The 17,228-nt window shown below is 72.9% G+C and carries 16 protein-coding genes and 1 pseudogene; 10 read left to right on the top strand and 7 right to left on the bottom strand.

Going from position 1 to position 17,228, the window contains the following annotated elements; all coding sequences use genetic code 11:
* Positions 1-5 precede the first annotated feature (5 nt).
* The 3 genes from ACGF8A_RS17690 to fdhD are packed head-to-tail and all read left to right on the top strand — an operon-like array spanning position 6 to position 3,536.
* The gene (locus ACGF8A_RS17690; protein WP_393109192.1) at positions 6-1,823 is read left to right on the top strand and encodes an NADH-ubiquinone oxidoreductase-F iron-sulfur binding region domain-containing protein; all 1,818 of its coding nucleotides are present in this window, start codon (positions 6-8) and stop codon (positions 1,821-1,823) included.
* On the top strand, positions 1,820-2,680 hold the full coding sequence (locus ACGF8A_RS17685) for a 2Fe-2S iron-sulfur cluster-binding protein (RefSeq protein ID WP_393109044.1): 861 nt from the start codon (positions 1,820-1,822) through the stop codon (positions 2,678-2,680). Before ACGF8A_RS17690 ends, ACGF8A_RS17685 begins: the two co-directional genes overlap by 4 nt.
* 7 nt (positions 2,681-2,687) lie before the next feature.
* Entirely contained in the window at positions 2,688-3,536 is an 849-nt protein-coding gene (fdhD, locus tag ACGF8A_RS17680) for a formate dehydrogenase accessory sulfurtransferase FdhD (protein ID WP_393109042.1), read from the top strand.
* 87 nt (positions 3,537-3,623) lie between these two features.
* Here fdhD and ACGF8A_RS17675 read toward each other — a convergent pair whose 3' ends face one another.
* Entirely contained in the window at positions 3,624-4,058 is a 435-nt protein-coding gene (locus tag ACGF8A_RS17675) for a MarR family winged helix-turn-helix transcriptional regulator (RefSeq protein ID WP_393109040.1), read from the bottom strand.
* A 376-nt stretch (positions 4,059-4,434) separates the two neighbouring features.
* Between ACGF8A_RS17675 and ACGF8A_RS17670 the strand changes: the two genes are divergently transcribed.
* A complete protein-coding gene (locus tag ACGF8A_RS17670) occupies positions 4,435-6,312 on the top strand; it encodes an exo-alpha-sialidase (protein ID WP_393109038.1) in 1,878 nt (625 codons plus the stop codon).
* An 11-nt stretch (positions 6,313-6,323) separates the two neighbouring features.
* Entirely contained in the window at positions 6,324-7,550 is a 1,227-nt protein-coding gene (locus ACGF8A_RS17665) for a DUF4185 domain-containing protein (RefSeq protein WP_393109036.1), read from the top strand.
* On the opposite strand, the gene ACGF8A_RS17660 is transcribed toward ACGF8A_RS17665, so the two are convergent.
* A complete protein-coding gene (locus ACGF8A_RS17660; protein WP_393109190.1) occupies positions 7,486-8,499 on the bottom strand; it encodes a bile acid:sodium symporter family protein in 1,014 nt (337 codons plus the stop codon). The genes ACGF8A_RS17665 and ACGF8A_RS17660 overlap by 65 nt on opposite strands.
* A 193-nt stretch (positions 8,500-8,692) precedes the next feature.
* Here ACGF8A_RS17660 and ACGF8A_RS17655 point away from each other — a divergent pair, with 193 nt between their 5' ends.
* The 3 genes from ACGF8A_RS17655 to ACGF8A_RS17645 all read left to right on the top strand — a co-directional run bounded on the left by ACGF8A_RS17655 (position 8,693) and on the right by ACGF8A_RS17645 (position 12,554).
* Complete coding sequence (locus ACGF8A_RS17655; RefSeq protein ID WP_393109034.1) at positions 8,693-9,556, top strand: LysR substrate-binding domain-containing protein; 864 nt, start codon at positions 8,693-8,695, stop codon at positions 9,554-9,556.
* Between the two features lie 236 nt (positions 9,557-9,792).
* Complete coding sequence (locus ACGF8A_RS17650; protein ID WP_393109032.1) at positions 9,793-11,619, top strand: AMP-dependent synthetase/ligase; 1,827 nt, start codon at positions 9,793-9,795, stop codon at positions 11,617-11,619.
* Between the two features lie 98 nt (positions 11,620-11,717).
* Positions 11,718-12,554, top strand: a complete 837-nt coding sequence (locus ACGF8A_RS17645) for an aldo/keto reductase (protein ID WP_393109030.1) — start codon at positions 11,718-11,720, stop codon at positions 12,552-12,554.
* A gap of 76 nt (positions 12,555-12,630) precedes the next feature.
* Here the strand turns inward: ACGF8A_RS17645 and ACGF8A_RS17640 are convergent.
* Both ACGF8A_RS17640 and ACGF8A_RS17635 read right to left on the bottom strand, forming a co-directional pair.
* Positions 12,631-12,723 (bottom strand): annotated as a pseudogene (locus ACGF8A_RS17640) (short-chain dehydrogenase); the annotation flags it as partial.
* Between the two features lie 56 nt (positions 12,724-12,779).
* The gene (locus ACGF8A_RS17635) at positions 12,780-13,700 is read right to left on the bottom strand and encodes a methyltransferase (RefSeq protein ID WP_393109028.1); all 921 of its coding nucleotides are present in this window, start codon (positions 13,698-13,700) and stop codon (positions 12,780-12,782) included.
* A gap of 146 nt (positions 13,701-13,846) precedes the next feature.
* On the opposite strand from ACGF8A_RS17635, the gene ACGF8A_RS17630 reads away from it, so the two are divergent.
* The gene (locus ACGF8A_RS17630; RefSeq protein ID WP_393109026.1) at positions 13,847-14,680 is read left to right on the top strand and encodes a hypothetical protein; all 834 of its coding nucleotides are present in this window, start codon (positions 13,847-13,849) and stop codon (positions 14,678-14,680) included.
* A 30-nt stretch (positions 14,681-14,710) separates the two neighbouring features.
* Here ACGF8A_RS17630 and ACGF8A_RS17625 read toward each other — a convergent pair whose 3' ends face one another.
* Positions 14,711-15,454: a class I SAM-dependent methyltransferase gene (locus ACGF8A_RS17625; RefSeq protein ID WP_393109024.1), complete on the bottom strand. Its 744-nt coding sequence runs from the start codon at positions 15,452-15,454 to the stop codon at positions 14,711-14,713.
* A 7-nt stretch (positions 15,455-15,461) separates the two neighbouring features.
* Complete coding sequence (locus ACGF8A_RS17620; protein ID WP_393109022.1) at positions 15,462-15,767, bottom strand: 4a-hydroxytetrahydrobiopterin dehydratase; 306 nt, start codon at positions 15,765-15,767, stop codon at positions 15,462-15,464.
* 55 nt (positions 15,768-15,822) lie between these two features.
* Here ACGF8A_RS17620 and ACGF8A_RS17615 point away from each other — a divergent pair, with 55 nt between their 5' ends.
* Entirely contained in the window at positions 15,823-16,653 is an 831-nt protein-coding gene (locus ACGF8A_RS17615) for a helix-turn-helix domain-containing protein (RefSeq protein ID WP_393109020.1), read from the top strand.
* Here the strand turns inward: ACGF8A_RS17615 and ACGF8A_RS17610 are convergent.
* On the bottom strand, positions 16,635-17,060 hold the full coding sequence (locus ACGF8A_RS17610) for a hypothetical protein (RefSeq protein ID WP_393109018.1): 426 nt from the start codon (positions 17,058-17,060) through the stop codon (positions 16,635-16,637). The genes ACGF8A_RS17615 and ACGF8A_RS17610 overlap by 19 nt on opposite strands.
* Between the last annotated feature and the right edge of the window lie 168 nt (positions 17,061-17,228).

Here is a 17,228-nt window from a genome sequence, read left to right as displayed (position 1 = left end):
CGCAAGTGGACCTGCACTTCGGCGACAGCAAACCGACGGACGACGAGCGGGCCGCCGTCGACGCGCTCCTGGGTCCTCCCGAGTCCTCCTGGGAGGGCGCCGACCGCTCCGGTGCCGACCTCAGGTGGGCGCGTGGCGGGCGGACGGCCCGGGACCGCCGCGACCTGCTGTTGCCGGGGCTGCACGCGCTCAACGACCGGATCGGCTGGATCAGCGAGGGCGCGCTGGACTACCTGTGCCGGCGGCTGACCGTGCCGCCGTCGGAGGCGTACGGGGTGGCCACCTTCTACGCGATGTTCTCGGTGAGGCCGCGCCCGGCGACCGTGCTGCACGTCTGCACGGACCTGGCCTGCGCGGCCGCCGGGGCGCAGGAGCTGTGCGCCGGGATCGAGGCCCGCCTCGGTCCCGGCGTCCACGTCGAGCGCTCCCCGTGCCTCGGCCTGTGCGAACGCGCCCCGGCCGCGCTCGCCGTCAAGGCGGGCGACCCGGTCCGTACGGCGGTGTCGGCACCGGCGACCGCGGACGCGGCCGTCCTCGCCGCGACCGCGCCCGACTCGGCGCCGCAGGAGCCCCCGGCCGCAGTGGCCGTACCGCAGGCGGGGTCGCCGGATCTGGTGCTGCTGCGGCGGGTCGGCGTGGTGGACCCCGCCTCGCTCGACGACTACCGCGCCCACGGCGGTTACACCGCCCTGCGGCGCGCCTTCGCCCTCGGACCCGCCGGGGTGATCCGCGAGGTCACCGACTCGGGCCTGGCCGGGCGCGGCGGCGCCGCCTTCCCCACCGGCCGCAAATGGCAGGCCACGGCGTCCCAGCCGGACCATCCGCACTACGTCGTCTGCAACGCCGACGAGTCCGAGCCGGGCACCTTCAAGGACCGGGTGCTCATGGAGGGCGACCCGTACGCGCTGGTGGAGGCGATGACCATCGCGGGGTACGCCACCGGCGCGCACCGCGGCTACCTCTACCTGCGCGGCGAGTACCCGCGCGCCCTGCACCGGCTGGAGCACGCCCTCGCCCAGGCCCGCGCCCGTGGCCTGCTCGGCGACGACGTCCTCGGCCAGGGGTACGCCTTCGACATCGAGATCCGGCGGGGCGCGGGCGCGTACATCTGCGGCGAGGAGACGGCGCTGTTCAACTCCATCGAGGGCTACCGGGGCGAGCCGCGCTCGAAGCCGCCCTTCCCGGTGGAGAAGGGCCTGTTCGGCAAGCCCACGGTCGAGAACAACGTCGAGACGCTGGTCAACGTCCTGCCGATCCTGACGATGGGCGCCCCGGCCTACGCGGCGATCGGCACGGCGGCGTCGACCGGCCCCAAGCTGTTCTGCGTCTCGGGCAGCGTGGCGCGGCCCGGGATCTACGAGCTGCCTTTCGGCGCGACGCTGGGCGAGCTGCTGGAGCTGGCGGGCGTGCGGGACGGGCTGCGGGCGGTCCTGCTCGGCGGCGCGGCCGGCGGCTTCGTACGGCCCGACGAGACGGACATCCCGCTCACCTTCGAAGGCACCCGCGAGGCCGGCACGACGCTCGGGTCGGGCGTCGTGATGGCCTTCGACGACACGGTCCCGCTGCCCCGGCTGCTGCTGCGCATCGCCGAGTTCTTCCGCGACGAGTCGTGCGGGCAGTGCGTGCCGTGCCGGGTCGGGACCGTGCGGCAGGAGGAGGCGCTGCACCGGATCGTGGAGCGCACCGGTGCCGCCGCCGCCGGCGACATCGCCCTGCTCAGGGAGGTCGGCCGGGCGATGCGGGACGCCTCGATCTGCGGTCTGGGACAGACCGCCTGGAACGCCGTGGAATCCGCCATCGACCGTCTGGGGGCTTACGAATGACCGCGATACCGCTGGGAGTGCCTCGCCGGCTCGTCGAGCTCACCGTCGACGGGCATCAGGCCCGGGTCCCGGAGGGGTCGACCGTTCTCGACGCCTGCCGGGCCGCGGGGAAGGACGTCCCCACCCTCTGTCACGGGGACACGCTCACCCCGAAGAACGCCTGCCGGGTATGCGTGGTCGAGGTCGAGGGCTCCCGGACCCTGGTCCCGGCCTGCTCCCGCGAGGCGGAGCCGGGGATGACCGTCCGCACGGACACCGAGCGCGCCCGGCACAGCCGCAAGGTCGTCCTGGAACTCCTCGCCTCGTCGGTCGACCTGTCGACCACTCCCGAGGTCGCCGGATGGCTGAAGGAGTACGAGGCGAAGCCGGACCGCTTCGGCCCACAGGCCGCCCGCCTGAACGAGGAACCGAGGGTCGACAACGACCTCTACGTCCGCGACTACGACAAGTGCATCCTCTGCTACAAGTGCGTCGACGCCTGCGGCGACCAGTGGCAGAACACCTTCGCGATCTCCGTCGTGGGCCGCGGCTTCGACGCCCGGATCGCGGTCGAGCACGACGCCCCGCTGACCGACTCGGCGTGTGTGTACTGCGGCAACTGCATCGAGGTCTGCCCGACGGGGGCGCTCTCGTTCAAGTCCGAGTTCGACATGCGCGAGGCGGGTACGTGGGACGAGTCGCGGCAGACGGAGACGACGACGGTGTGCGCCTACTGCGGTGTGGGCTGCAACCTCACGCTCCATGTGCAGGACAATGAAATCGTCAAGGTCACCTCGCCGCACGACAACCCGGTGACCCACGGCAACCTCTGCATCAAGGGCCGTTTCGGCTACCAGCACGTACAGAACCGGGGCTGATCAGGACATGGGACGAGTCACGGAACGACGCAAGGTGATCCGGATCCGGGACGGGGCGGTCTCCACCCGCCCGGACACGCTCGTCGCCGAGGAACCCCTGGAGATCCGGCTGAACGGCAAGCCGCTCGCGATCACCATGCGCACCCCCGGCGACGACTTCGCCCTCGCGGCCGGGTTCCTGGTGAGCGAGGGCGTGCTGGGCGAGCGGGGCGACCTGCGCAACATCGTGTACTGCGCGGGTGCCACGGCCGACGGCGCGAACACGTACAACGTGGTGGACGTGCAGACGGCTCCCGGGGTGCCGGTCCCGGACATCACGCTGGAGCGCAACGTCTACACGACCTCGTCCTGCGGGCTGTGCGGCAAGGCCAGCCTGGACGCGGTGCGGACCACGGCCCGCTGGCCCATCTCCGACACTCCCCCGGTCCGTGTCGAGCCCGGGCTGCTCGCGTGCCTCCCCGACCGGCTGCGCGCGGCCCAGCGGGTCTTCGACCGGACCGGGGGGCTGCACGCGGCGGCGCTGTTCGACGAGGGCGGCGAGCTGCTGGACGTCCGGGAGGACGTGGGCAGGCACAACGCGGTCGACAAGCTGGTCGGCCGTGCCCTGCAGAACGGGGACCTGCCGCTGTCCCGCACGGTCCTGCTGGTCTCGGGCCGGGCCTCCTTCGAGCTGGCGCAGAAGGCCGTGATGGCGGGCATCCCGGTGCTGGCGGCGGTCTCGGCGCCCTCGTCGCTGGCGGTGGACCTGGCGCACGAGACCGGGCTGACCCTGGTGGGCTTTCTGCGGGGCAGCTCCATGAACGTGTACGCGGGCGAGGACCGCATCCCCTTGCGGACCGCGGCCGCCCAGGGCTGACGGTCCCCCGCGGCACGGCGGCGGGACCCGGGCCGGCGGGGAGCGCCCCCTGCGCCGCCGGGGTCCCGCCTCAGCTCCCGGCGGGCGTCACTGCGTGCCGGAGATCCTGCCCAGCAGGCCCATGAACTGACGGCGTTCGGCCGTGGTGAGCGGGGCCAGCAGGGCCTCGTTCGCCTCGCAGGCGGCCTGCTCGCAGCGCCGCAGCAGCCGGGTGCCCTCCGCGGTGACGGACACGGCGTTCTTGCGCCGGTCCCTCGGGTCGGGTTCGCGCACGACGTGGCCGGCCGACTGCAGGTCGTTGAGCACGCCGACCACGTCCTTGGGGTCGAGCCCGACGCTCCGGCCGAGGTCGGCCTGGGCGATCGGCCCGAGGTCACGGACGGCCACCAGCACCATGTGGTGCCACATCTTCATGCCCTCGGCGGCCAGCGCCTGCGCCACCAGGGCGCGCCCGCGAGCGGCGGCCCGGCCGAGGATCCAGCTGGGCAGCGAGCGAATCGCGGAGAGTGGTGCCTCGGCCATGAGTCCAGCCTAGTGCGCATTTCATTGGATTTCCCCACGACCTGATTTATCGTTGGGAACTCCAACGAACTCAGGAGGCTCGATGCGCCGCGTCCGCCATGGCTCCCCCGGCGGCGCCATACCCGGCGCAGCCTCCGCCTTCGCCGTCGCCCACCCCGGCCCGAGGCGGCCGTAGCGCCAGGAGCCGACGAGGCCGCGTGGTGACCGTGCCGCCCACCCGCCTCCACCTGGCCCTGACGTCACGTCAGGACGTCTGTCCGGCATCCCACTTGCGCCATCGGCGCCGTTTGCGGTGTGTCGTTGCCGCCAACTACCGTCTGCGGCGCATAGGTTGGACATGGGATGTACAGATGTCCAGACAAATGAAGGGTCATTCATGCCGTCGAGACTCCGCGCACGTCTGAGAACCACCCTCACCGCGGGCGCCGTCCTGACGGCCGCCGCCGCCCTCCCGGGCCCCGCCCAGGCCCAACCCGTAGCGGGGGCACCGCTGTTCGAGGAAAAGGTCCTCTTCAAGGCCTCGCAGGACCCCGGCTACGCCTGCTTCCGGATTCCGACGATCGTGCAGACCACCAAGGGCACCCTGCTCGCGTTCGCCGAGGGGCGGGTCCTCAACTGCGGGGACGCGACCGACATCGACATCGTGCTGAAGCGCTCCACCGACGGCGGCCGCACCTGGGGCCCGTTGCAGGTCGTCAACGAGGGCGCCGGTGACACGCACGGCAATCCGACGCCGGTCGTCGACCGGGACACCGGCCGGGTCCTGCTCGCGGAGACGTACAACACGGGCCGCCCCGACAGCGAGCACTGCGACGTCCCCTGCGACCGCGTCCCCCATCTGCAGCACAGCGACGACGACGGCGTCACCTGGTCCACCCCACGCGACCTCAGCCCGCAGATCCTGCCCGCGCACTGGAACTCCTGGTACGCCACCGGCCCCGTGCACGGCATCCAGCTCACCCAGGGCGCCCACGCCGGCAGGCTGGTCTTCGGCGTCAACACCGAGACCTGGGACGGCAACCGGGTCACCGCGAACCACGCGGCCCTCATCCTCAGCGACGACGGCGGCACCACCTGGCGGGTCGGCGCCACGGACTCCTGGCCGCTGTCGGCCGACGGCACCTTCCGCCAGAAGCCCTCCGAGATCTCCATGACCGAGCGCTCCGACGGCACGATCCTGGTCAGCGGCCGTGAGCAGGAGGGCACCGACCTGGGCCACCGCTCGCAGGTCGTCAGCGGCGACGGCGGCGAGACCTACAAGGGCACCTTCGAGGCCCTTCCCGACCTCTACGCCCCCCAGGTCCAGGGCGCCACGCTGCGCCTCGGCGACCGCCTCCTGCTGGCCTGCCCGGGCGACCCCGACCGCCGCCGGACCATGATGATCCGCTCCTCCTACGACGACGGCGAGACCTGGGACAGCGTGGACCGCGGCACGGTCGTCACCCGCGACTGGTCCGGCTACTCCGACCTGGTGCACATCTCCGGCAGCAACGTCGGCCTGATGTACGAGGCCGGCACGGCCGACGCCCGCGACGAGATCCGCTTCGCCCGCTTCAACGAGGAGTGGCTCACGCCCCGCCGCGGCGCCGACCCGACCACCGGCGACCGCGCCCTGCTCGCCCCCGGGGCGAGCGTGCTCGGCGGCGCCTCGACCACCGCCGGCGTGCTGAACAACGGCATCTCCTTCGACGGCACCGACGACGCCGTCCGCCTGCCGTACCGCGAGGAACTCCGGCTCGGCAGCGGGGACTTCACCGCCTCCCTGTGGTTCCGCTACACGGCGGCCACCGGTGAGCAGCCGCTGCTGTGGATGGGCGGGGTGGGCACCAGCCAGCCACAGGTCTGGCTGCGCGCCGAACCCGAGGGCAAGCGGGTGCGCGGACTGATCAGCACCCGGGAGGGCGTGCGGACCGTCAACACGGCCGCCGTGGCGACGAACGGCGCGTACAACGACGGCAAGTGGCACCACCTCGCACTGCGCCGCGGCGACGGACAGCTGACCCTGTTCATCGACGGCACCGCGATCAGCACCGAGGACGTGCCCGGCTCGGTGAGCCGCAACTCGCCGTTCGGGGTGCACATCGGCCAGCGCATGGACAGCCGGGCCTTCTTCACCGGGGCGCTCGACGAGGTGCGTGTCTGGGACATGGCGCTGTCCGACGCCGAGATCGAACAGGTCCGCCTCACCCACACCGGCCCCTGGTCCGGCAACGTGCTGTGGCTCCCCATGGACCAGGTGACCGCGGCCCGCTAACGTCGCGGAACGTGCCCGACGGACGACGAGCACGACAGCGCACGGGAACCGGGGCCGCTCTGCTGCTGGCCCTGGTTCTCGCGGCCGTGCTGCTCACCGCCCTCCCGGACGACGACCGGGAGGGCGGCGGCGCGTGCGCGGGCCGCGAGGTCGCCTCCTGGACGGCCGCCGACGCGCTCACCGGCGAGTTCGCCCGCTACGGCGACGACGCGGGCCGCACCGACGACTGGACCGGAGGCGACGGCACCCACTCGCTGGGGCTGCCGGACGGCCGCGTGCTGTGGCTGTTCTCCGACACCTTCCTCGGCGCCGTGCACCCGCCGCCCAACCCGTCCGGCGAGTCGCACGCCTGGCGCGACACCGGCGCGCCGATGGTGCGCAACTCGGCGGTGGTGATGTCCGGGGACCGGCTGCGCACCACGCTCCCCGCGCCGCTCTTCCCGGAAGCCGCCACCGGCCAGTGGCGCTGGCCCGTCGCCGCCCGCGTCGAGCCGCGCTCCCCCGGCGCCGCCGAGCAGGTGGTGCGGGTGCTGCTGTGGACGCGCACGGCCGGCCAGGCGCCGTGGATCTACGGAGTGCCGCTCGCCACCGAGGTCGCCACGCTCTCCCTGCCGCAGTTGCGGGTCGAGTCCGTCACGCAGGTGCTCGACCAGCGGTCGGTGCCGGATCCGTCCCGGCGGGTGCTGTTCGGCACGACGCTGGTGGCGCGGGACGGCTGGACGTACGTGTTCGGCGGCGACGACGGGCAGGCCGTGTCGCGCCCGGCCTCGTCGGCCTATGTGGCGCGGGTGCCGGACGGCGGGCTCGCGGACCCGGCCGCCTGGGAGTACTGGGACGGTTCCGCCTGGGTCACCGGTACCCGGCCGGCCGCCGTGCTCGGCGACGAGCGGCGCACCGGGGTGGGCAGCGCGTTCTCGGTCGTACGGGACGGGGACACGTATGTCCTGTTCACGATGGCGGCGGGTACGGCCGGACTGGGCACGGTGACGTCGTACTGGGCCTGCTCCCCCACCGGGCCCTGGCACGGGCCCGGCCGCGGCTTCAGTCCGCCGCTGCCGTCCGCCGGGGTCGCCGCGTACAACCCGCAGGCGCATCCCGGCATCGGCGGCGACGGGCGTCTGGTCCTCAGCTACGACGTCAACTGGCTGGGCACGACGGGCGCGGCGGCGGCGATCAGCGGGAACGTGAGCCTGTACCGGCCGCGGTTCGTGACGCTGAGGCTGAAGCCGGTGCAGTGACCTCCTCGCGCGGGTCGCGGGAACGGCGCCTGGCAATCACCGCGCACACCATCAGCTGCATCTGGTGGAAGAGCATCAGCGGCAGCACGGCCAGCGAGGCCTGCGCGCCGAACAGCACACTCGCCATGGGCAGCCCGGAGGCCAGCGACTTCTTCGAGCCGGCGAACTGGATGGCGATGCGGTCCTCCCGGCTGAAGCCGAGGGCCTTGGAGCCGTACCAGGTCAGGGCGAGCATCACGGCGAGCAGCACCGCCTCGACGCCTAGCAGGCCGGCCAGCCGCACCGGGCTGACCTGGTGCCAGACGCCGTGGACCATGCCCTCACTGAACGCCGTGTACACGACGAGAAGGATCGACCCGCGGTCGACGTATCCGAGGCCCTTGCGGTGGCGTGCGACGAAGCCGCCGATCCAGCGGCGCAGCAGCTGCCCGGCGAGGAACGGCACCAGCAGCTGGAGCACGATCTTGAGGATCGAGTCGGCCCGGAACCCGCCCGCGCCACTGCCCAGCAAGGACGCCGCGAGCAGTGGGGTGATCACGATGCCCGCGAGGGAGGAGAAGGAGCCGGCACAGATCGCCGCGGGCACGTTGCCGCGGGCGATCGAGGTGAACGCGATCGACGACTGGATGGTCGACGGGACGAGGGTGAGGAAGAGCAGGCCGGTCCACAGGGAGTGGGTCAGGACCACCGGGACCAGCCCCCGGGCGGCCAGCCCCAGCAGCGGGAAGACGACGAAGGTGCAGGCCAGCACGGTGACGTGGAGCCGCCAGTGCCTGAGCCCGTCCAGCGCCTCGCGGGTGGACAGCCGGGCGCCGTAGAGGAAGAAGAGGAAGGCGATCGCCGCGGTGGAGGCGCCGGAGGCCACGTCGGCGGCCGTACCCCTGGCCGGGAGGAGCGCCGCGATCCCCACCGTCCCGAGCAGCAGGAGGATGTAGGGGTCGATCGGCATCCAGGACGGCCGGCGCAGGCGTTTCACGGTGCTCCACTTACCTCTGTGTTTGCTTCTGTCCGTACTTCTGACGCGGTACCTGTACGGGGACGCGGGTCCCCGCTCCATCCTGCTCCCTCACCGGCCGATCGTGAATCCGGCATACCACTCTGACTGTCATCACGAGTCCCGATGACCGCGCTATCCTGGCCTCGTGTACGACCCCTCCCAGCTGCGCACGTTCCTCGCCGTCGCCCAGACCCTGAGCTTCACCCAGGCCGGGCGGCGGCTCGGGCTGCGCCAGTCGACGGTCAGCCAGCACGTACGGCGGCTGGAGGACGCCACAGGGCGCCAGCTGTTCAGCCGGGACACCCACTCCGTGGAGCTGACGGAGGACGGCGAGGCGATGCTCGGCTTCGCACGCCGGATCCTGGAGGTGCACGAGCAGGCCACGGCGTTCTTCACGGGCACCCGGCTGCGTGGCCGGCTGCGCTTCGGCGCCTCGGAGGACTTCGTGCTCACCCGGCTCCCGGAGATCCTGGAGGGCTTCCGGCACGACCATCCCGAGGTCGACCTGGAGCTGACCGTGGAGCTGTCCGGCACCCTGCACGAGCAGCTCGCCGCCGGAAAGCTGGACCTGGTCCTGGCCAAGCGGCGCCCCGAGGACCCGCGCGGTGAGCTGGTGTGGCACGACCGCCTGGTCTGGATCGGCGCGGAACGGCTGCGCCTCGACCCCGGCCGCCCGGTCCCGCTGATCGTCTACCCCCCGCCGGGCATCACCCGCGCCCTCGCCCTGGAGGCGCTGCAACGCCAGGGCCGCGAGTGGCGCGTCGCCTGCACCAGCGGCAGCCTCAACGGGCTGATCGCCGCCGCCCGCGCGGGCCTCGGCGTGATGGCCCACTCCCGGGGCTTCGTCCCGCCGGGCCTGGTCCGCGTCCCGGACCGGCTCGGCCTGCCCGAACTCGGTCAGGTCGACTTCGTGCTGGTCCACGGCCGCCGCCGCCCCGCCGCCCAGGGTCCGGCGGACGCCCTGGCGGCGGCGGTCCTGGCGGCGGGCGAGCGGCTGCACCGCCGCTGACGCCCGCCGCGGTGAGCGGGTCGTACAGATTCCGTGGAGATCACGGTGCAGAAACTTGCTCCGCCGTCAGGAATCTGTCCGGGACCTCCCCGTCCGCGGCTGTTCTCCCCTGCCGGCCGGCGCATGCCTGAGCGCCCCTCCGCTTTCGCACCCCTCCCGTCACGACGGTCCGTGGGGTAGCTTTCACGGCCTGTGCGGGCGTCACAGGGAGCCGTCACAGAGAGCGGGGAACGGGTTTGCGCGAGTTCACCAGTCCTCCGTCGGCACCGGCGCCCCCGGTGGGCGGCCTGGCCGACGTCGTCTTCGAGCACGCCCAGGACGATCCGCTGCACATGGCGCTCGGCCGCAAGGACGACGCGGGGCACTGGCGGGACGTGACGTCCGCCGAGTTCCGCGACGAGGTGCTCGCGCTCGCCAAGGGCCTGCTCGCCGAGGGCATCCGGTTCGGTGACCGGGTCGCCCTCATGTCCCGCACCCGCTACGAGTGGACCCTGTGCGACTTCGCGCTGTGGGCCATCGGTGCCCAGGTGGTGCCGGTCTACCCGACGTCCTCGGCCGAGCAGTGCTACTGGATGCTGTACGACGCGGAGGTGACGGCCGCGATCGTGGAGCACGAGGACCACGCGATGACCATCGCCACCGTCATCGGCCGGCTGCCGAGGCTGCGCCGGCTGTGGCAGCTCGACGCGGGCGCGGTCCATGAGCTCTACGACGCGGGCGCCCACCTCGACGACGAGGTGGTGCACCGACACCGCAGGGCGGTCACCCCGGACTCGGTCGCGACCGTCATCTACACCTCCGGCACCACGGGCCGCCCCAAGGGCTGTGTCCTCTCGCACGGCAACTTCATGTACGAGGCGGACACCGTCATCGAGCGCTGGGAGCCGGTGTTCCACTCCCAGCGGGGCGACGAGGCGGCGACCCTGCTCTTCCTGCCACTCGCGCACGTGTTCGGCCGGATGGTGGAGGTGGCCGCGATCCGCGGCAGGGTCCGCTTCGGCCACCAGCCGCAGCTCAACGCGGCCGCCCTGCTGCCCGACCTGGCCGCCTTCCGGCCGACGTTCATCCTGGCCGTGCCGTACATCTTCGAGAAGGTCTTCCACGCCGCCCGCCGCAAGGCCGAGCGGGAGGGCAAGGCCGGACCCTTCGAGAAGGCCGTCGACGTCGCCGTGCGCTACGCCGACGCGGCCGAGGCCAAGGCGTGGGGCATCGGGCCCGGCCCGTCGGCCGGCCTGCGCGTGCAGCACCAGCTGTTCGACAAGCTCGTCTACGCCAAGGTGCGCGAGGCGATGGGGGGCAGGGTGCGGCACGCCATGTCCGGCGGCTCGGCGATGGACCGGCGGCTCGGCCTGTTCTTCGCGGGCGCCGGCGTGCGGATCTACGAGGGGTACGGCCTGACCGAGTCCACGGCGGCCGCGACGGCCAACCCGCCCGAGCGCACCCGCTACGGCACGGTCGGGCAGCCCGTCCCCGGTGTCACCGTGCACATCGCGGACGACGGCGAGGTCTGGCTGCGCGGCCCCACCGTCTTCCAGGGCTACCTGAACAATCCCAAGGCCACCGACGAGACCCTGCACGAAGGCTGGCTCGCCACCGGCGACCTGGGCTCGCTCGACGAGGACGGCTACCTCACCATCACCGGCCGCAAGAAGGAGATCCTCGTCACCTCGGGCGGCAAGAGCGTGTCGCCGGGCCTGCTGGAGGAACGCGTCCGGGACCATCCGCTGGTCGCCCAGTGCATCCTCGTCGGCAACGACCGCCCCTTCGTCGCCGCGCTGGTCACGCTCGACCAGGAGGCCGTCGAGCACTGGCTCCAGATGCGCAACAAGCCGCGGCTCACCCCGGCCGCCCTGGTGCGCGATCCGGACCTGGAGACCGAGGTGCGCAGGGCGGTGGTCGCCGCGAACACCCTCGTCTCGCAGGCCGAGTCGATCCGCACCTTCCGCATCCTGGCGCAGCCCTTCACCGAGGAGCACGGGCTGCTCACGCCGTCGCTGAAGCTGAAGCGGAAGGCGATCGAGAGGGCGTACGCCAAGGAGGTCGAGGCGCTGTACGGCACATGAGGCGGGTTCCGGTCATTTTCGCGCCAGGAATGCATCCGGGCCCGTGATCGTTGACGATATGAGGTACCACCTGACGACAACCGAAGGATCAAGAGCTCGTGAGCAGCAAGGTCCCCCCGATCATCCTGAACAACGGCGTCGAGATGCCTCAGCTGGGCTTCGGCGTCTGGCAGGTGCCGGACGACGAGGCGGAGCGCGCGGTCGCCACGGCGCTGGAGGCCGGGTACCGCAGCATCGACACAGCGGCGATCTACGGCAACGAGGAGGGCACCGGCAGGGCCATCGCCACCTCGGGCGTCCCCCGCAGGGAGCTCTTCGTCACCACCAAGCTCTGGAACGGCGACCAGGGTTACGACTCCACCCTGCGCGCCTTCGACGTCTCCCTCGACAAGCTCGGCCTGGACCACGTGGATCTGTACCTGATCCACTGGCCGCTGCCCTCGAAGGACAGGTACGTCGACACGTACAAGGCGTTCGAGAAGCTGCACGCCGACGGCCGGATCAAGGCGATCGGCGTCTCCAACTTCCTGCCGGAGCACCTCGAGCGGCTGATCGGCGAGACCTCGGTCGTCCCGGCCGTGAACCAGATCGAGCTGCACCCGCATCTCCAGCAGCACGCCGCGCGCGAGTTCCACGCGGAGCGGGGCATCGCCACCGAGGCCTGGTCGCCGCTGGGTTCCGGCAGGGGCCTGCTGGAGGTCCCGGCGATCGTGGCCATCGCGCAGAAGCACCACCGCACGCCCGCCCAGGTCGTGCTGCGCTGGCACCTCCAGCTCGGCAACGTGGTGATCCCGAAGTCCGTGACGCCGTCCCGGATCGCGGAGAACATCGACGTCTTCGACTTCAGCCTGGACACCGAGGACCTCGCGGCGATCAGCGCCCTGAACGAGGACCGCCGCCTGGGTCCGGACCCGGCCACGTTCGACGTGAGCTGACCGGCCCTCAGCTCAGCACCGCACGCGAGGCGCCCCGGGAACGGCGACGTTCCCGGGGCGCCTCGCGTGCGGGAGGTCAGCTGGGCTGCCCGATGGCCCAGACGACGGAGTCGGCGATCTGCGCGGCGGTCAGCAGACGCCCCGGCGGCAGGCTCCCGAAGTCGTCCCAGAGCGCGCTCCAGGTCAAGTCCCGCGGACGTCAGGGCGGGAAACGGGACGAGCGCCCTACAGCGGCCGGCTCGCCGTGTGCACCGTCTGTGCCGTCAGCAGGAACAGGTCCGGGCGGTGGTGGACGCTCGCCCTGTCCTCGGGGTCGAGAAGGCGGTCGAGGGCGGCGAGGTCGGTGGCGTCGAGGCGCTCGGCGACCGCCTCGCGGGTGCGGGAGAGGGTGGCGGCCACATAGGCGCGGGCCCGCTCCGGGGCCGGGGCCGGCAGGTCGAGCAGGAAACTGCGGGTGCGGGTGTGGGCCAGACCCGCCGCGGTGAGCAGCGCCGGCCAGTCCTCCGTCTCCTCGACCGTGCCGGGCAGCGCCGCGCGCATCTCGTTGAACCACTCCTCCTCGATCGCGTTCAGCCGGGCCTGGAGCCCCGGGCGGCCGATGCCGATGTCGCGCGGCAGGAAGCGCGTCGGCAGGCCCCCCTCCACGATCGCGAGTGTGCCGCCGGGCGCCAGCCGCGACGCGAAGGCGGCCAGGGCGGCCCGCTGGTCGCCGAGGTGGTGCAGGCTGCGGCTGGCCCACAGCAGGTCGGCGGGGTAGTCGAGGTCGTCGAGGACACCGGGCAGCTCACCGGCCAGGGTGCCGAACCGGTCGGCGAGGCCGAGGCGGGCGGCGCGGTCGCGGGCCCGCGCGAGAAGCGGCTCCGCGCCGTCCACGGCGACGATGCGGGCTCCGGGGAAGGTCTCGGCGAGCAGACAGGAGACGACGCCGGGTCCGCTGCCCACGTCCACCACCAGGCCGGGGGCCGTCTGCTGCTTCGCCAGCCAGGCCAGGGCCCGCTCGTACAGCGGCGCGTACAGCTCGGCGCCCGCCTCCAGCAGCGGGGCCATCTCGCTCCAGTCGATCTCGGCGTGGTCGTGGTGGTGACCTTGCCGGTGGTCGTGGCGGTGGTCGTGCCGCTGGGCCTTGTGGTGGTGGTCGTGCGCCATGGGTCAGCCTCTCCTCCGGATGCCGCCAGCGTGCGACGACGTCCGGGAAAAGGGCAAGAGACGTTGCCGGAACGGCAAGGTGGACGTGGTCGGGCGGCCGTGACGTCCGGGGTGGGGACGGCGCGCCCCCTCCGTAGGATCGCCGCGTGACTGAGATCGACTACGCACGTTTCCCCGAGCTCCTGGAGCACGCACGCGCCGCCGGCACGGCCGCCCGCTGGGAGTTGCTGCGCTCCTTCCAGCAGGGGTGGGGCTACGAACCCAGCGGCGACCGGGAACGGACGCGGACCGGCGAGGCGGACGAGGCCTCCGGGCGCGTCGACCCCACGCTCCCGATACCCGCCGCGCTGGCCGAGTGGTGGGAGCTGCCCTTCAACTCCTTCGCCGACCAGCCGCGCCTGTACTGGACCCACCCCGAGTGGCCGCCGACGGTCCGCCCCGACCCTTCCGGCTACGGCGCCTCCGAGGCCTTGCCCCGGAACAACCCCTTCGTCGGTCCGGAGGAGGATCTGCGGGTCTGTGTGTTCATGGCGGAGTACCAGTACGGCAACGAGTGGGGCTATCCGGCGGCCCGCGGCGCCCTCGCCGACCCACCGGCGCTGGTCACCGCCGAGGACGGCGACGGCGGGGACGGATGGGTACTGCAGAGCCGCTCGCTCTCGGAGTTCTTCCTCCAGCTCGCCGTCAACCGGCTGCCCGAGCACTTCGGCTGGGCCGCCGGGGAGAGCGAGATCGCCCCGGAGACGGTGACGCGGCTGCACAAGAACCTCACCCCGCTGGGCCTCCTGCCGTGGCGTGAACTGGGCGCCCGCAGCGAGTACTTCGGCGGCCCGGACGTCATCGTCCGCCACGACAGGGGCCTGCACGACCTCGCGCTCACCGCGTACGGCCGCACCGAGGAGGCCGTCCGCGAACTCGCCGGCACCCTCGGCATCGAGTGGTCCGAGGGCATCGGCGAGCCGGCGAGTCACGGCGTGTAGAGCCGGCGTCAGGCGCCGCAACCCGGCCGCTCACGTGACCTTGTGGAACGCGCGGAGGGTGAACCGCGGGTCCGGGCGCGGGCGGTCCTGGTCGGGGAGTGCGGCGAGGCGTGCGGCGAAGCCGTCGGCGAGCGGGTGGCCGGGCGGGAGCGTCACGAACCAGCCCCGGTGCAGGTCGGCGATGGTGCGGCGGGGACTGCGGCCCTGTCCCCGGCCGGGGAAGCGGGTCTGCCCGGCGGGCAGCAGTCCGTGCTCCGCGGCATACGACTCGACGGCCGCCGAGGTGTCGAGGGCGGGGCTGCGGGGACGCGAGGCGAGGACGGCGTCGATATCACTGCCGACGTTGTGGGCGGCGGCCTTGTCGACCGTCGTGACATGGACGCCGCCGGGGCGCAGCACGCGGGCGCACTCGGCGACGGCGGCCCGCACGTGCTCCGGCCGCCGCAGCAGGTGCAGCAGCCACACGCTGGTGACGGCGTCGAACTGCCCGTCACAGAAGGGCAGTCGGCGGCAGTCGGCGAGGACGACGGCGCCGGGCAGCCGCTCGGCGGCGTGCCGCGCCATGGCGTGCGTGAGGTCGGCGCCGATGACCCGCATCCCGGGCCTGGCCACGGCCAGCCGCCGGGTCACGATGCCGGTGCCGCAGGCCACGTCGAGCAGGCTGCGCGCCCCTTGCGGCACGAGGCTCAGTACGCCCTCGGCGGCGGCGGCCGCCCTGGCCTCGCCGCCGCGCAGGACGTCGTAGCACTCGGCCTCATCGCTGTAGTCCAGCACCGTGCGCTCAGCCGGCGCCGTGCGCCGGGGCGAGGGCCTCGACCCGCTCGGCCAGCCCGAAGTCCAGGGCGGTGACCTTGCCGCCGGCGCTGTGCGTGGTCACCGTGAGGCCGACGGTGCGGTAGCCGAGGGTCAGGTCGCCGTGATGGTCGAGTTCTTCCTGCACCTGGGCGATGTGGACCACCAGGGCCGTCGCGGCGAAGTGCGAGGCGAGCCGGTAGGAGCGGGTGAGGGAATCGCCGTCGAGCGACCAGCCGGGCAGCTTCGCCAGGCGGTCCTCGATCTCCTTGCGCGACAGCGGTTCGACGGGCATGAGGCGGATCCGGCCGGGAGAGCGTCCGGGTGCCCGCTCGACTACGGTCGTACGTATGACCCTTCTCCCGCCCGCGCCGGGCACACCCCCGCTCGCCCCCCACGGCCGGGGTGCCGGCCCGCTGCTGCGGGCCTGGCGGGAGCAGCGGCGGGTCAGCCAGCTGGAACTGGCGCTGCGCGCGGGCTCCTCGGCCCGGCACATCAGCTTCGTCGAGACGGGCCGCTCCCGCCCCAGCGAGGAGATGGTGCTGAAGCTGGCGGAGCATCTGGACGTGCCCGTACGGGAGCGCAACGCGCTGCTGCTGGCGGCCGGTTACGCCCCGCGGTATCCCCACACGCCCCTGGACGACCCGGCGCTGACCGCCGTGCGCGAGGGCGTGGAACGGCTGATCCAGGCCTACGAGCCCTATCCGGCGCTGGTGGTGGACGCGACGTACGACGTGCTGGCCGCCAACCGGGGGGTATCCATGCTGCTGGAGGGACTGCCGGAGCCCCTGCTCGCCCAGCCGCCGAACGCGATGCGGCTGACGCTGCACCCGCGGGGCCTGGCGCCGCGCATCCGCAACTTCCCCCAGTGGCGCGGGCATCTGCTCGCCCAGATGGAGCGGCAGCTCGCACTGCACCGCTCGGCTGCGCTGCGCGAGCTGTACGAGGAGGTGTCCGCGTACCCGGCCCCCGAACGGACGGCCGGCGGCGAACCGCAGGGAACCGTCCCCTACTTCGCGCTGCCGCTGCGGATCGAGCACGAGGGCCGGACCCTGTCGTTCGTCTCGTCCATCGCCACGTTCAACACGCCCCTGGACGTGACCGTCGCCGAACTGGCCATCGAGACGTTGCTCCCGGCCGACCCGGCGACGGTCGAGTACCTTCACTCGACGCTGCCCTGACGGGCCTTCGCCGCGGCGTACTGCACAGCCGCGAACCCGGCCACCACCAGGGCCTGGAGAACACCCCACACGGCGCCCGCGGTGCTCGGCGTGAGCCACAGGGCGAGGGCGAGGAAACTGAGCACGGCCCAGCCGAGGTTGATCTCGATCACCGCCCGCACGGGCAGGCCCGCCGGGCGCGGCCGGGAGGCGAGCAGGCCGACGCCCGCCGCGTACGCCGACAGCACAGCGCCGAGCACCGGCAACAGCCCGGCATCCACGCCGAGGAGCCGCCCGAGCGGCCCGGAGGCGACGAGGTAGGCGACGCCGTTGGCCCCGGTCACCACCGCGTCCAGGGCCAGGAAGCGACGGAGCGCGGACTGCGGCCCGGTGGTACGGGCGAGAGCGGCGAGCTGGGTTGCGGACATGGCGGATCACCCTCCGTCGAGGTCGAGTCGGGCCCGGAGCCGGGCCGGGGTGCGCCGGTCCGGCACCCGGTACGGCCACCATGGCCCGCGCGGGAGAAGCGGTCGATTACCCCGGACGTCATGCCGCCGCCGGACCTGCGGAATGGCGTATGACGCACCGCCGCGCCC

The organism is Streptomyces sp. NPDC047706, assembly GCF_043204795.1.
Taxonomy (GTDB): domain Bacteria; phylum Actinomycetota; class Actinomycetes; order Streptomycetales; family Streptomycetaceae; genus Streptomyces.
Note: the sequence above shows the minus strand (reverse complement) of the source record. Positions and strands in the feature narration are given on the sequence as shown.

Excerpts from the sequence above, each read along its gene's own strand:
- ACGF8A_RS17685 (WP_393109044.1), top strand. The coding sequence starts at position 1,820 with ATGACCGCGATACCGCTGGGAGTGCCTCGCCGGCTCGTCGAGCTCACC.
- fdhD (WP_393109042.1), top strand. The coding sequence starts at position 2,688 with ATGGGACGAGTCACGGAACGACGCAAGGTGATCCGGATCCGGGACGGG.
- ACGF8A_RS17675 (WP_393109040.1), bottom strand. The coding sequence starts at position 4,058 with ATGGCCGAGGCACCACTCTCCGCGATTCGCTCGCTGCCCAGCTGGATC.
- ACGF8A_RS17670 (WP_393109038.1), top strand. The coding sequence starts at position 4,435 with ATGCCGTCGAGACTCCGCGCACGTCTGAGAACCACCCTCACCGCGGGC.
- ACGF8A_RS17660 (WP_393109190.1), bottom strand. The coding sequence starts at position 8,499 with ATGCCGATCGACCCCTACATCCTCCTGCTGCTCGGGACGGTGGGGATC.
- ACGF8A_RS17635 (WP_393109028.1), bottom strand. The coding sequence starts at position 13,700 with ATGGCGCACGACCACCACCACAAGGCCCAGCGGCACGACCACCGCCAC.
- ACGF8A_RS17620 (WP_393109022.1), bottom strand. The coding sequence starts at position 15,767 with ATGCCCGTCGAACCGCTGTCGCGCAAGGAGATCGAGGACCGCCTGGCG.
- ACGF8A_RS17615 (WP_393109020.1), top strand. The coding sequence starts at position 15,823 with ATGACCCTTCTCCCGCCCGCGCCGGGCACACCCCCGCTCGCCCCCCAC.
- ACGF8A_RS17610 (WP_393109018.1), bottom strand. The coding sequence starts at position 17,060 with ATGTCCGCAACCCAGCTCGCCGCTCTCGCCCGTACCACCGGGCCGCAG.